The following is a 13563-nucleotide window of genomic DNA, read 5'->3' as shown; positions in this document are numbered from 1 at the left end:
TTATGCGTCCTCTGCACGGATCGGGGTGAGCAGGCAGGCGACAAGATCAGAGTCAGGGTCTGCGAGATCGGCAATCACATTGAAATGATGTTTGTCCGGGGCGTGCACGCTTCGTGTGCAGGCGCCAAGGCCGGTCCAGATATTGGCAAGCAAATCATTCTGACGCACGAATTCCGGACGTTCATCGGCCCCGACCCAGCAGGTGATCGAACATGGCAAGGCGGGCTTTAGCAGGGCGGCACTTTCACGCGTTGCTTCGTCCTCATCAAGCTGCAGAACATCATTCATGGTCGTTTTGAGCAGCGGGCGCAGATCATGCAGACCGCTGATCGAAACAGTGTTTTCAATCCGCGTCAGAACTGATGGAGCCAGCGGGGATGTGTCAGATACCATGCGGCTGACAAGGTGCCCGCCTGCGGAGTGACCGGTGATATGGATCGGGCCTGCGATCTTGGTGGCTGCGTGCGTTATGGCCGCGCCGATTTGCAGGATGATTTCAGAAAGCCGTGCATCAGGGGCAAGCGTGTAGCTTGGCATACAAACAGCCCAGCCCCTGGTTACCGTACCCTTGGCCAGATGCGACCAGCTGGATTTGTCAAACGCCTTCCAATAGCCGCCATGTACAAAGACGACCAAGCCCTTGGGCGTGCCGGAGGGGAGGAAAAGATCATATTTCTCGCGCGGTGCGTCGCCATAGGCAATGTCGAGCCGGGCGCGATCATCGCTTGAGAGTTCATCGCGAAATTGTGCCGATTGGGTCGCCCATAGCTCCGGATAGGTTGCGGCATCGGCGATGTGATCGCCATTGGCATAAGCATCATCCCAGTCGGTAATCATGGTCAGGTCCCTGAAATTCTGTGTTGTGGCGCTTGGTGATATCACCGGGCGCATTCTGATCATGGGAGGGAGTCTAGGCAAATCTGAAAATATTTCAAACCTAAAATATTTGTGCTTGAAATAAATGAATTCGAGGCGTACCGTTTTGTCAGTTTCCCGAAACAACCAAACAAATCAGGAAGGGAAAAGCTGGTGAGAGTAGCTTGTCTGGGTGGAGGTCCTGCGGGGCTTTACTTTGGAATCTCGATGAAATTGCGCGACCCCGCGCACGAGGTTGTTGTGATTGAGCGCAACAAGCCAGATGACACATTTGGCTGGGGCGTGGTGCTGTCTGACGAGACGCTGGACAATCTGGCCGAGAATGATGGCAAAAGTGCCGAGGCCATTCGCGCCAACTTTTCCTATTGGGATGATGTCGCGGTTCAGTATCGCGGCGAAAAGACGATCTCCACCGGCCACGGGTTCTGCGGCATCGGCCGCAAAAAGCTTTTGATCCTGTTGCAAGAACGTGCGCGTGAACTGGGTGTTGAGCTGCGCTTTGAAACCGAAGCCGAAAGTGCTGCCTATTATGCCAGGGAATTCGATCTGGTTGTTGCCAGTGATGGCCTGAATTCCAAGACCCGCACCGAATTTGCCGAGCATTTCCAGCCTGACATCGATACCCGCAAATGCAAGTTTGTCTGGCTGGGAACGCATCAGAAATTTGATGACGCCTTTACCTTTATCTTTGAGGAAACCGACAAGGGTTGGGTTTGGGCGCACGCCTATCAGTTTGATGACGAAACGGCGACCTTTATCGTCGAATGCACCCAGGAAACCTGGGATGCATATGGTTTTGGCGAGATGTCCAAGGAAGAGTCGATTGCAACCTGCGAGGACATCTTCAAGGATCATCTGGGCGGTCATGATCTGATCAGTAATGCACACCATATTCGCGGTTCGGCCTGGCTGAGCTTCCCGCGAGTTCTTTGCAAAAGCTGGTCTTATGAGAACATCGTTTTGATGGGCGATGCGGCGGCGACGGCGCATTTTTCCATCGGGTCGGGGACCAAGCTTGCGCTTGAAAGCGCGATTGCGCTGGCCAACTATCTGCATTCCGAAGGTGACCTCAAGTCCGCCTTTGGCAAATACGAAGACGAACGACGTCTTGAGGTTCTGCGTCTGCAGTCGGCTGCGCGTAACTCGATGGAGTGGTTCGAGGAAATCGAACGCTATTTCGATTTTGATCCGACCCAGTTTACCTATTCTCTTCTGACCAGATCACAGCGCATCAGTCACGAAAACCTGCGCCTGCGCGATGCCAAATGGCTTGAAGGTGCGGAAAAATGGTTCCAGACACAGGCGGGCCTTCCGGACAGTGCACCGGTTCGCCATCCGATGTTCGTGCCTTATCAGTTGCGCGACATGTCGCTTAAGAACCGTATCGTTGTCTCGCCGATGGCACAGTACAAGGCGGTTGATGGCTGCCCGACCGACTGGCATCTGGTGCATTATGCCGAACGCGCAAAGGGCGGGGCAGGACTGGTGTATACCGAAATGACCTGTGTCTCGCCAGAGGGGCGCATTACGCCGGGCTGTCCGGGTGCCTATGATGCCAGCCACGAGAGGGCCTGGGCGCGGATTACTGATTTCATCCATAGCGAGTCTGAGGCCAAGGTCTGCATGCAGATCGGTCATTCCGGGCGCAAGGGTTCGACCCAGCTCGGTTGGGAAGAAATGGATGCACCGTTAAAGGATGATAACTGGCCACTGATGTCAGCATCTGCCATCGCATGGTCGGACCGCAATGCGGTGCCCAAGGCCATGACGCGTGAAGACATGGATATGGTTCGTGATCAGTTTGTTGCATCGGCCCAGATGGCCGATCACGCAGGCTTTGACATGATCGAGGTTCATGCCGCGCATGGTTATCTTCTGTCATCCTTCATCAGTCCGGTCAGCAATATCCGCGATGATGAATATGGCGGGTCACTTGAAAACCGGATGCGTTATCCGCTTGAAGTCATCACTGCCGTCCGTGCCGCATGGCCCGAAAACAAGCCGATGTCGGTTCGTATTTCAGCCAATGACTGGGTCGGTGATGCGGGTATTACGCCCGAAGAAGCGGTCGAGATTGCCAGAATGCTCAAGGCCAATGAGGTTGACATCTGTGACGTTTCGGCGGGGCAGACGACAACGGATGCCAAGCCGGTCTATGGCCGTATGTTCCAAACGCCATTCTCTGATCGTATCCGCAACGAGGCCGATATCCCGACCATGGCGGTTGGCAATATCTATGAGCCTGACCACGTCAATTCGATCCTGATGGCCGGGCGTGCCGATCTTGTGTGTCTGGCGCGGCCACATCTGGCCAATCCGTATTGGACGCTGCATCAGGCAGCAACCCTTGGCAATCGCACCGAAAACTGGCCAGCGCCATACTATGCCGGGCGCGATCAGATGTGCCGGCTTGCCGAGCGGGCCGAAACCATGACCGGAAAGGTATAAGCACCGATGGCCGATGTTGCCGTTCATAACGCATTGATCACCGGTGGTGGTTCCGGTGTCGGGGCCGTGATGGCCCGGATGCTGGCCGATAATGGTGTGAAGGTGGCTGTTTCCGGGCGGCGACCAGATGTGCTGGCCGAGATCGCCGAACATGAAAACATCACCGCCATTGTCGCCGATGTGACCGATGAAACGTCGGTTCGAGACATGTTCACGACAATGGTTGATATGGTTGGCACGCCTGATCTGGTGATCGCGAATGCCGGGATGGCTGAAAGTGCGCCGCTTGGCAAGACATCGGTCGATCTGTGGCAACGGACCATGGATGTCAATCTGACCGGTACGTTTTTGACGTTCCGCGAAGGATTGAACGCAATGGACAAGACCAAGCCGGGTCGACTGATTTCCATTGCCTCGACAGCCGGGCTTAAGGGCTATGCCTATGTTACGGCGTATTGTGCGGCGAAGCATGGCGTTGTCGGCATGGTCAAGGGCATGGCGGCAGAATTGGCCAATAGCCCGGTTACGATCAATGCGGTTTGCCCCGGCTTCATGGAAACACCGATGCTGGCGAAGTCCGTGGAAAACATCGTTGCCAAAACCGGTATGAGCGATGAAGCCGCACGGGCCAGCCTTGCCAAGATCAATCCGCAAAATCGCTTCATTCAGCCCGAAGAGGTGGCAGAGACGGTCATGTGGCTTTGCAGCCCGAACGCGGCATCGATAACGGGACAGGCGATTTCCGTTTCGGGAGGAGAAGTATGAACATGAACAAGTCTGAGCGACTTTCCGAAACGACAGGCAATGAGACATCCGATCTTTCCAAGGCGCGCCTGCGGGCATGGCTTCAAATCCTGAAAGTCTCGCGCAAGATCGAAGGTGAATTGCGCGAGAAAATGCGCACGGAATTCAACACGACCCTGCCGCGCTTTGACGTGCTCGCCGCGCTGTATCGTGAACGCGATGGCATGCGCATGAGCGAGCTTTCAAAGTCGCTGATGGTATCGAACGGCAATGTAACCGGTATTGTTGATCGTCTGGTGGCAGAGGGGCTGATTGTCCGCGTGCCGGTCGAAAATGATCGCCGGGCATCGATTGTCCGTCTGACTGCGGCCGGAGAAAAAGATTTCGCAGAGCGCGCGCTGGTGCACGAAGGCTGGGTGTCCGAGCTGTTTGATGATTTGTCATCTGGCGATGCCGATGCCCTGATCCGCATTCTGCGCAACATTTCCCATCATAACGAGGCGCCCCACCATGACTAAGATGGCAAACATCACGCCCAAACATTTCAACTGGCGCATGGAAGGCGACGTTGCGGTCATCTCGCTTGATCGCCCGGATCGCAAGAACCCGTTGACGTTTGACAGCTATGCCGAGCTTCGCGATACATTCCGCGATCTGGTCTATGCCGATGACGTCAAGGCGGTCGTGTTTGGATCGAACGGGGGCAATTTCTGTTCTGGCGGGGATGTGCATGACATTATCGGTCCGCTGATCGACAAGGACATGAAGGGCCTTTTGGAATTCACCCGCATGACCGGTGATCTGGTCAAGGCGATCATCGGCTGTGGCAAACCTGTGATTGCGGCCGTGGATGGTGTTTGTGTCGGGGCCGGGGCGATCATTGCCATGGCATCTGATTTGCGACTGGCGACCGAAGCATCCAAAACCGCGTTCCTGTTTACCCGGGTCGGGCTGGCCGGATGTGACATGGGGGCATGTGCCATCCTGCCACGCATCGTTGGACAGGGCCGCGCGGCAGAGCTTCTTTATACCGGCCGATCCATGTCGGCAGAGGAAGGCGAGCGGTGGGGATTCTATAACCGCCTTGTCGAGGCAGATGTTCTTGAAGCAGAAGCCATTGAACTGGCAACGCGCATTTCCAAGGGGCCGAATTTCGGTCACATGATGACCAAAACCATGCTGGCCCAGGAATGGAATATGTCCATCGAGCAGGCGATTGAATCCGAAGCACAGGCGCAGGCAATCTGCATGCAGACCGAGGATTTCAATCGTGCCTACAAGGCATTCGTTGCCAAGGAAAAACCGGTTTTCGAGGGCGACTGATGGCAGATAAGACCTATCTTGATTGGCCATTCTTTGAAGATCGCCATCGTGAACTGGCGGCCAAGCTTGATGAGTGGGCCGCGGCCAATATCAAGGGCATTGATCACGAGGATGTCGATGCGGCCTGCCGCGACCTTGTGGCACGTCTTGCCAGTGGCGATTGGTTGCGCCATGCGGCGGTTGATCCGGATGATGCGGGGTCAAAGCTTGATGTCAGGTCGCTTTGCCTGATCCGCGAAACACTGGCGCGCCATGACGGGCTTGCGGATTTTTCATTTGCGATGCAAGGGTTGGGGAGTGGCGCAATCTCCTTGTTTGGAACAACCGACCAGAAAGATAACTGGTTGCCAAAAGTACGTTCCGGCAAGGCGATTGCCGCCTTTGCTCTGACCGAACCGCAATCAGGTTCGGATGTTGCCAATATTGCGCTTGAAGCCAATCGTGATGGTGATGACTTCGTCCTGAATGGCGAAAAGACATGGATTTCCAATGGCGGTATCGCTGATTTCTATTGTGTCTTTGCCCGCACCGGTGAAGCCCCCGGTGCCAAGGGTCTTTCGGCCTTCATCGTTCCGGCGGACCTGCCCGGCTTTGAAATCGCGGAACGTCTGCACACCATCGCGCCGCATCCGTTGGCACGTTTGAAATTTACCGATTGCCGTATTCCGGCTTCCGCCCTGATGGGCAAGGGTGGGGATGGGTTCAAGATCGCGATGTCGGTTCTGGATGTTTTCCGGTCAACCGTTGCCGCGGCCGCTCTTGGCTTTGCCAGACGGGCGCTTGATGAAACCATCACCCGCGTTCAGGAACGCGAACTGTTTGGCGCGCCACTTTTTGATCTGCAGATGGTCCAGGGGCATGTCGCGGACATGGCGCTTGATATAGATGCCTCGGCCCTTCTGGTTTATCGCGCCGCCTGGCTTAAGGACAGTGGTGCCCCACGCGTCAGTCGCGAAGCGGCGATGGCCAAACTTTATTCAACCGATCATGCACAAACCGTCATTGATAAGGCGGTGCAAATTCATGGTGGCGATGGTGTGCGCAGCGGGCACATCGTTGAATCGCTTTATCGGGAAATCCGCGCTCTTCGCATTTATGAAGGCGCATCCGACGTCCAGAAAATAATCATCGCACGGCAAACGCTGGCGTAATAATGGCTGTATCAGGGACTTCACAATGCTCGGACCAACCGCACATACCGATAGCTTCACACGGGATAAATTGCCCCCGTTTGCAGAATGGCCGGAAATCAATCTGGATGGGTTTGATTATCCCGAATATCTGAACGCCGGGGTCGAACTGACCGACAAAATGGTCGAACAGGGATTTGGCGATAACACAGCCCTGATCGGCAACGGACGCCAGCGCACCTATAAGGAACTGGCAGACTGGACGAACCGGATCGCCCATGCACTTGCCGAGGATTACGGTGTTAAGCCCGGCAACCGCATCCTGATCCGTTCGGCCAACAACCCTGCAATGGTGGCCTGCTGGCTGGCGGCGACCAAGGCCGGGGCGGTTGTGGTCAATACCATGCCGATGCTGCGTGCTGGCGAGTTGGGCCAGATCGTTGACAAGGCCGAGATCGAGTTTGCCCTGTGCGATACCCGCCTGATGGATGAACTGGTGGCGTGCGCCAAGGACAGCAAGTTCCTTAAAAAGGTCATCGGGTTTGATGGTACGGCCAATCATGATGCGGAGCTTGATCGCATTGCCCTGACCAAATCGGTCAAATTCGAGGCGGTCAAGACCGGGCGCGATGATGTTGCGTTGCTTGGCTTTACATCGGGCACCACGGGCAGTCCGAAGGCCACCATGCATTTCCACCGGGATCTTCTGATCATTGCTGATGGTTATGCCAAGGAAGTGCTGAATGTCACGCCCGATGACGTGTTCGTCGGGTCCCCGCCGCTGGCCTTTACCTTTGGCCTTGGTGGGCTTGCGATCTTTCCGTTGCGTTTCGGGGCGACGGCGACGCTGCTTGAAAAGGCGTCCCCGCCCAACATGATCGAAATCATCGAAACCTATAAGGCGACTGTTTGCTTTACCGCACCGACCGCATATCGCGTGATGTTGTCGGCCATGGAAGATGGTGCGGACCTTTCATCCCTGCGTGCGGCCGTTTCGGCGGGGGAAACCCTGCCCGCCCCGGTCTATGAAGCGTGGATGGAAAAAACCGGCAAGCCGATGCTTGATGGTATTGGTGCGACGGAGATGCTCCATATCTTTATCTCCAACCGCTTTGGCGACAGCCATCCGGCCTGTACCGGCCGCCCGGTTAAGGGATATGAGGCCAAAATCGTTGATAACGACATGAACGAAGTTCCGGTTGGAACCGTTGGACGACTTGCTGTGCGGGGACCCACAGGTTGCCGTTATCTAGATGATGTGCGGCAAAGCGTTTATGTGCGCGATGGCTGGAACCTGACCGGGGACGCGTTCTTTGTGGATGAAGACGGCTATTATCACTTTGCCGCACGCAACGACGATATGATCGTGTCATCGGGCTATAATATTGCCGGGCCAGAGGTCGAGGCGGCGTTGTTAGCACATGCTTCGGTCGCGGAATGTGCGGTAGTTGGCGCACCCGATGAGGAACGCGGTACGATCGTTCAAGCCCATATCGTTCTGGCAGACGGTTTCCATCCGACACCAGAGATGGCCAAGGCGCTTCAGGATCATGTAAAAGCAACCATTGCGCCGTTTAAATACCCGCGCTCCGTAGTCTTTATCGAGGCGTTACCAAAAACCGCGACTGGAAAAATCCAGCGCTTCAGACTGAAACAGGAACCGTCTGCATGACCGACTTCGCCGCCACCAAATCCCTGTTCCATATTCCCGAAGGTGTGATTTACCTTGATGGAAACTCGCTTGGCATGCTGCCGAAAACGGCTGCAAACCGTGCCAAGGAGATGATCGAACAGGAATGGGGGGAAATGCTTATCCGTGGCTGGAACGATGCCAAATGGATGGAACAACCCGAACGTGTCGGCAATCTTGTCGCGCGTTTGATCGGGGCGGCACCCGGTACTGTGGTGATGGGGGATACCCTGTCGATCAAGGTCTATCAGGCGCTTGCAAGTGCGCTTGAAATGCGCCCGGATCGCAAGGTGATTGTTTCTGATAACGGGAACTTCCCTACCGATCTTTATATGGCAGATGGCCTGATCAAGTCGCTTGATCGTGGTCATGTATTGAAAACACCGAACCCGGAAGATGTCGAAAGCCTGATCAACGAGGATCTGGCTGTATTGATGTTGACCCAGGTGGATTACCGCACGGGTCGGATGCATGACATGAAACGCATCACTGAACTGGCCCATGCCGCCGGTGCGCTGGTGATTTGGGATCTGGCGCATTCAGCCGGGGCTGTGCCGGTTGATTTGGCCGGGTGCAATGCCGATTTTGCGGTGGGTTGTACCTATAAGTATCTCAACGGCGGGCCGGGTGCGCCGGCCTTTATCTATGTCCGGCCTGATCATGCCAAGGTCGCCCGTCCGGCGCTTTCGGGTTGGCTTGGTCATGCGGCACCCTTTGCCTTTGATCCCGATTATACCCCGGCTGCGGATGTATCGCGTATGCGCGTGGGGACGCCGCCTGTCATTCAGATGACGGTGTTGGAAGAAGCCATGAAGGCATGGGATGGCATCGAGATGGCCGATATCCGCAAACGCAGTATCGAACTTTGTGAACAATTCATCGCCGGGGTCGAGGCGAGCTGTCCGATGCTGGAGCTGGCAAGTCCGCGCAACCCCGAAGAACGTGGGTCACAGGTATCGTTCAAGTTTGATCAGGGCTATGCGGTTATGCAGGCCTTGATCGCGCGCGGTGTCATTGGTGATTTCCGCGCACCTGACGTCATCCGCTTTGGATTTACCCCGCTTTATATCGACAATGGCGATGTAGATGGTGCGATCAAAATCCTTGCTGAAATCATGGAAAGCCGTGCCTGGGACAAGCCGGAATTTCATAAACGCAATGCGGTGACCTGATCATGGCAAAACACACCAAACCGTATGATCCAAGCACCGAGGGCGCGCGCACCGATTTCTCCGATCAGATGTCTTATGGGGACTATCTGTCCCTTGATGCGATCCTGACCGCGCAGCATCCCAAATCTGATGCCCATGACGAGATGCTGTTTATCATCCAGCACCAGACGTCCGAACTCTGGATGAAACTTGCCATTCGCGAAATCAGTGCCGCGCGGCAAGCGATCCACGGTGGTGATCTGCGCCCGGCGTTCAAGATGCTGGCACGCGTGTCGCGTATCTTCGAACAGCTGAACAATGCCTGGGACGTTCTGCGCACCATGACGCCAAGCGACTACACGACGTTTCGTGATGCACTTGGACCGTCATCGGGGTTTCAGTCCTTTCAGTACCGCTTGATCGAGTTCATGCTGGGCAATCGCAATCACGCCATGTTGCGCCCCCACGCGCACCGCGAAGACATTACCGCAATGCTCAAGGCGGAACTGGCAACACCCAGCCTGTATGACGAAGCATTGCGTTTGTTACATGCCGAGGGAATTGAGGTGCCCGCCAATGTCCTGAACCGGGATGTTTCGGCACCCTATGCGCCCGATGACGCAGTCATCGAGGCATGGCACAAGGTTTACAGCGATCCGGCCAAACACTGGTCGTTGTATGAGCTGGCTGAAAAGCTGGTCGATTTTGAAGACTATTTCCGTCGTTGGCGCTTTAACCACGTGACCACGGTTGAACGCGTTATTGGTTTCAAACGCGGTACCGGGGGAACTGGTGGTGTGAGCTACCTTAAAAAAATGTTGGAAATAGAACTGTTTCCGGAACTCTGGCGGGTAAGAACATCGCTTTGAGGATGGACGGACCGGATGCAAATACTGCAAAATCAGGGGCAGGCATCAGGTTCACAAAAACCGCGACGCACAAAGACATAAATGTCGTGGGATCAACGTGTTGCTAAATGAAAAATTGTATAAACACGGAGGCTTTAATGAAGGGTATTAAGACAACCATTGCAGCAGCTGCAGCATTGCTTGCTGCCGGTGCTGCGCAGGCAGAGCCGGTCAAGGTTGGCATGATCACCACGCTTTCTGGTGGTGGTGCCGGGCTTGGGATTGATGCACGTGATGGCTTCATGCTTGCTGTCAAACAGGCAAACAATCCGGATCTCGAAGTTGTTATCGAGGATGACCAGCGCAAACCCGATGTTGCTGTTCAGCTTGCTGATAAAATGATCCAGCAGGAAAAGGTTGATGTCCTGACCGGTATCATCTGGTCGAACCTTGCGATGGCGGTGGTGCCGTCTGCAGTGGCTCAGGACAAGATCTACATGTCGGTTAACGCAGCACCGTCGCAACTGGCTGGCCGTGGCTGCAACAAGAACTATTTCAGCGTTTCCTATCAGAACGACAACCTGCACGAAGCAGCCGGTGGATACGCATCAAGTGCCGGTTATGAAAAGGCGTTCATCCTTGCGCCGAACTATCCGGCCGGTAAAGACTCCCTGACCGGGTTCAAGCGTTACTTCTTTGGCGATATCACCGACGAAGTTTACACCAAGCTTGGTCAGACGGACTATGCAGCCGAAATCGCGCAAATTCGTGCATCGGATGCGGATCACGTCTTCTTCTTCCTGCCGGGTGGCATGGGCATCGCGTTCATGAAACAGTACGCCCAGTCTGGCGTCGACAAGCCGCTGATTGGTCCGGCTTTCTCGATGGATCAGGGTATCCTTGGTGCCGTTGGTGACGCAGCACTCGGGGTGAAAAACACCTCGAACTGGTCCAAAGACATCGACAACCCGACCAATGCGGCCTTCGTTGAAAGCTTCAAGGCAGAATATGATCGTCTGCCGTCGCTTTATGCATCGTTCGGCTTCGATACCGCCAACCTGCTGTTGTCGGCAATGGATAAGGCAAGCATTTCCGACAAGGATGCGTTCCGTGAAGCCCTGCGTGCGGCTGATTTCAATTCCGTGCGTGGCAAGTTCACTTTCGGTCCGAACCAGCACCCGATCCAGGATCTGTATGTTCGTGAAGTCGTCAAAGAAGGCGATATCCTGACCAACAAGATCGTTGGCACCGCACTGACGGATCACTCTGACGCCTATGCGTCGGAATGCTCGATGTAATAAAGAGCTGACAAGAGGCCGGGGACCGGTTTCGATTTTGTAATCGGTCCCCTAGGGTCCAAACTCATTCACATGACCGATCCGGCAACTGATATGAGAGAAAAAGCAAGGGAAAGCCCGCAGAGCGGGATGATCCCCGGTCAAGGGATTTGACGCAGAGGCTTTCTCTCATATCAGTTGTCCTTCGGATCACCCGGATTTGCACGGGCTATTTTGTCGCAAAATCTTGAAAGATATAGATCTTCCGGCGATTTCGCTTCGCATATCCGCACAAATCCGGGTGACCGGGACGATTATGTGAATGAGTTTGGGCCCTATACCTTGTGACGGAGTTTCCAATAATGTTTTCTCTTTTTCTGGAGCAGCTGTTAAACGGCCTTCAGTCCGGGGTGATGCTGTTCTTGATGGCATCGGGGCTGACGCTGGTTTTCGGTGTGATGGGGCTGATTAACCTTGCCCATGGCTCGCTCTATATGGTCGGTGCATTTGCCTGTGCGGCGGTGGCTGCATGGACCGGTTCTTTCTGGCTGGGACTTGTGGCCAGTCTGATGGCGGCTGCTATTGCCGGTGCACTGGTCGAGATGTTGATTATTCGCCGTCTTTATAACCGTGATCACCTTGATCAGGTTCTGGCGACTTTTGCGCTTATTTTGATTTTTTCCGAAGGCACACGCTGGATTTTCGGATCCTTCCCGCTGTTTTTAAGCGTGCCTGATTTCCTGACCGGCACTGTTATCCTGCCGGGCGGTTCGCAATACCCGCTTTTCCGTTTGGCTATTATTGTTGCCGGGCTTGCTGTTGCGGTCGGTTTGTTCCTGTTGATCGGCAAAACCCGTCTGGGCATCCGTATCCGTGCGGGCGAAGCCGATCGTGGCATGATCGCAGCCCTTGGTGTCGATATTGATCGTCTTTACACCATCGTGTTTGCCCTTGGTGCGGCCCTGGCCGGGTTGGCCGGTGCCTTTGTCGGCACGACACAATCGGTACAGGTTGGCATGGGCGAACCGGTTCTGATTTTGGCCTTTGTTGTGATCGTCATTGGCGGCATCGGCTCGATCAAGGGGGCGCTTGTTGGCTCTTTGCTGGTCGGGTTTACCGATACGATGGGGCGTTTCCTGTTGCCGCATGCTTTTGCGACCTTCCTTGATCCGTCAAGTGCGACGGCCATTGGCTCCGCACTGGCATCCATGTTGATTTATATCGTGATGGCGCTGGTTCTGTTCCTGCGGCCAAGCGGTCTGTTCGGGGCGACTTCCTGATGGCCATGAACCGCGAGTTTCTTATCAATTCCATTCTTGCCATTGCACTGGTCGCCGTACCGTTGATCGCGCTTGGCATGGATGAACCATTCATCATCACCCTTGCCACAAAGGTTGCGATTTTTGCCATGGCGGGGGTGGGGCTCAACCTTGTGCTTGGTTATGGCGGGCTTGTGTCATTTGGCCATGCGGCGTTCTTTGGCATCGGCGGTTATGCAGCAGGTATTCTTGCAAGTCATGCGCTGAACTATGAACCGATCATGGAAAGCCCGTTTCTGATCGAAGGCACGACCCAGATGATTGTTATCTGGATTGTCGCCCTGATCTTTTCGGCATTGGTCGCGCTTGTGATCGGGGTGATCACGCTGCGCACCAGCGGTGTCTATTTCATCATGATCACGCTGGCCTTCGCGCAGATGATCTATTACTTCGCGATTTCATGGCCAGCCTATGGCGGTGAAGACGGGTTGTCGATTTATGTGCGCAACGGCTTCCCGGGGATTAACACCCTTGATCCGATCAGCTTCTTTGCCCTTTGTGCCGCGATGCTGGCGATTGCAATGGTATTTTCGGCTGTTCTGATCCGGTCGCGGTTCGGCCTTGCCCTCCAGGGGGCGCGTCAGAACCCGCAACGCATGACTGCCGTTGGTATTGCGCCGTTTCGCATTCGACTGGTGGCCTTTGTGATTTCGGCCATGATCACCGCCCTTGCCGGTGCGCTTTATGCCGACCTCAACCGCTTTGTCAGCCCGACAATGCTGTCCTGGCATATGTCAGGGGAAATCATGGTGTTTGT

The 13563-nt window shown here is 55.1% G+C and carries 12 protein-coding genes; 11 read left to right on the top strand and 1 reads right to left on the bottom strand.

Features of this window, described 5'->3' with window-relative positions; genetic code table 11:
• Window positions 1-837, bottom strand: a complete 837-nt coding sequence (locus B2R48_RS02800; protein WP_296997564.1) for an alpha/beta hydrolase — start codon at window positions 835-837, stop codon at window positions 1-3.
• A 192-nt stretch (window positions 838-1029) separates the two neighbouring features.
• Between B2R48_RS02800 and B2R48_RS02795 the strand changes: the two genes are divergently transcribed.
• The 11 genes from B2R48_RS02795 to B2R48_RS02745 all read left to right on the top strand — a co-directional run.
• Window positions 1030-3324, top strand: coding sequence for a bifunctional salicylyl-CoA 5-hydroxylase/oxidoreductase (locus B2R48_RS02795; protein WP_296997560.1), 2295 nt, complete (start codon window positions 1030-1032; stop codon window positions 3322-3324).
• A 6-nt stretch (window positions 3325-3330) separates the two neighbouring features.
• Window positions 3331-4089, top strand: coding sequence for an SDR family NAD(P)-dependent oxidoreductase (locus tag B2R48_RS02790; protein ID WP_296997557.1), 759 nt, complete (start codon window positions 3331-3333; stop codon window positions 4087-4089).
• A 2-nt stretch (window positions 4090-4091) separates the two neighbouring features.
• Complete coding sequence (locus B2R48_RS02785; protein ID WP_232310760.1) at window positions 4092-4586, top strand: MarR family winged helix-turn-helix transcriptional regulator; 495 nt, start codon at window positions 4092-4094, stop codon at window positions 4584-4586.
• Entirely contained in the window at window positions 4579-5391 is an 813-nt protein-coding gene (locus B2R48_RS02780; protein ID WP_296997553.1) for an enoyl-CoA hydratase family protein, read from the top strand. The genes B2R48_RS02785 and B2R48_RS02780 overlap by 8 nt, the downstream gene beginning before the upstream one ends.
• Window positions 5391-6542, top strand: a complete 1152-nt coding sequence (locus B2R48_RS02775) for an acyl-CoA dehydrogenase family protein (protein ID WP_296997550.1) — start codon at window positions 5391-5393, stop codon at window positions 6540-6542. The genes B2R48_RS02780 and B2R48_RS02775 overlap by 1 nt, the downstream gene beginning before the upstream one ends.
• A gap of 25 nt (window positions 6543-6567) precedes the next feature.
• Window positions 6568-8193, top strand: coding sequence for an AMP-binding protein (locus tag B2R48_RS02770; RefSeq protein WP_213475608.1), 1626 nt, complete (start codon window positions 6568-6570; stop codon window positions 8191-8193).
• The gene (kynU, locus tag B2R48_RS02765) at window positions 8190-9383 is read left to right on the top strand and encodes a kynureninase (RefSeq protein WP_296997542.1); all 1194 of its coding nucleotides are present in this window, start codon (window positions 8190-8192) and stop codon (window positions 9381-9383) included. Before B2R48_RS02770 ends, kynU begins: the two co-directional genes overlap by 4 nt.
• A 2-nt stretch (window positions 9384-9385) precedes the next feature.
• The gene (gene kynA, locus B2R48_RS02760; protein WP_213475610.1) at window positions 9386-10231 is read left to right on the top strand and encodes a tryptophan 2,3-dioxygenase; all 846 of its coding nucleotides are present in this window, start codon (window positions 9386-9388) and stop codon (window positions 10229-10231) included.
• A 137-nt stretch (window positions 10232-10368) separates the two neighbouring features.
• Complete coding sequence (locus B2R48_RS02755) at window positions 10369-11508, top strand: ABC transporter substrate-binding protein (protein ID WP_213475611.1); 1140 nt, start codon at window positions 10369-10371, stop codon at window positions 11506-11508.
• A 341-nt stretch (window positions 11509-11849) separates the two neighbouring features.
• A complete protein-coding gene (locus tag B2R48_RS02750) occupies window positions 11850-12767 on the top strand; it encodes a branched-chain amino acid ABC transporter permease (RefSeq protein ID WP_062958055.1) in 918 nt (305 codons plus the stop codon).
• Window positions 12767-13563 (top strand): branched-chain amino acid ABC transporter permease (locus B2R48_RS02745; protein ID WP_296997531.1); only part of this gene is annotated, 797 nt, incomplete at its 3' end. The genes B2R48_RS02750 and B2R48_RS02745, both read left to right, overlap by 1 nt.

Origin of the sequence: Thalassospira sp. UBA848, assembly GCF_002295455.1 — a bacterium.
Taxonomy (GTDB): Bacteria; Pseudomonadota; Alphaproteobacteria; order Rhodospirillales; family Thalassospiraceae; genus Thalassospira.
The sequence above is the reverse complement of the archived record's forward strand: the minus strand, read 5'-3'. Positions and strand labels throughout refer to the sequence as shown.

Excerpts from the sequence above, each read along its gene's own strand:
- B2R48_RS02800 (WP_296997564.1), bottom strand. The coding sequence starts at position 837 with ATGATTACCGACTGGGATGATGCTTATGCCAATGGCGATCACATCGCC.
- B2R48_RS02790 (WP_296997557.1), top strand. The coding sequence starts at position 3,331 with ATGGCCGATGTTGCCGTTCATAACGCATTGATCACCGGTGGTGGTTCC.
- B2R48_RS02785 (WP_232310760.1), top strand. The coding sequence starts at position 4,092 with ATGAACAAGTCTGAGCGACTTTCCGAAACGACAGGCAATGAGACATCC.
- B2R48_RS02780 (WP_296997553.1), top strand. The coding sequence starts at position 4,579 with ATGACTAAGATGGCAAACATCACGCCCAAACATTTCAACTGGCGCATG.
- B2R48_RS02775 (WP_296997550.1), top strand. The coding sequence starts at position 5,391 with ATGGCAGATAAGACCTATCTTGATTGGCCATTCTTTGAAGATCGCCAT.
- B2R48_RS02770 (WP_213475608.1), top strand. The coding sequence starts at position 6,568 with ATGCTCGGACCAACCGCACATACCGATAGCTTCACACGGGATAAATTG.
- kynU (WP_296997542.1), top strand. The coding sequence starts at position 8,190 with ATGACCGACTTCGCCGCCACCAAATCCCTGTTCCATATTCCCGAAGGT.
- kynA (WP_213475610.1), top strand. The coding sequence starts at position 9,386 with ATGGCAAAACACACCAAACCGTATGATCCAAGCACCGAGGGCGCGCGC.
- B2R48_RS02755 (WP_213475611.1), top strand. The coding sequence starts at position 10,369 with ATGAAGGGTATTAAGACAACCATTGCAGCAGCTGCAGCATTGCTTGCT.
- B2R48_RS02750 (WP_062958055.1), top strand. The coding sequence starts at position 11,850 with ATGTTTTCTCTTTTTCTGGAGCAGCTGTTAAACGGCCTTCAGTCCGGG.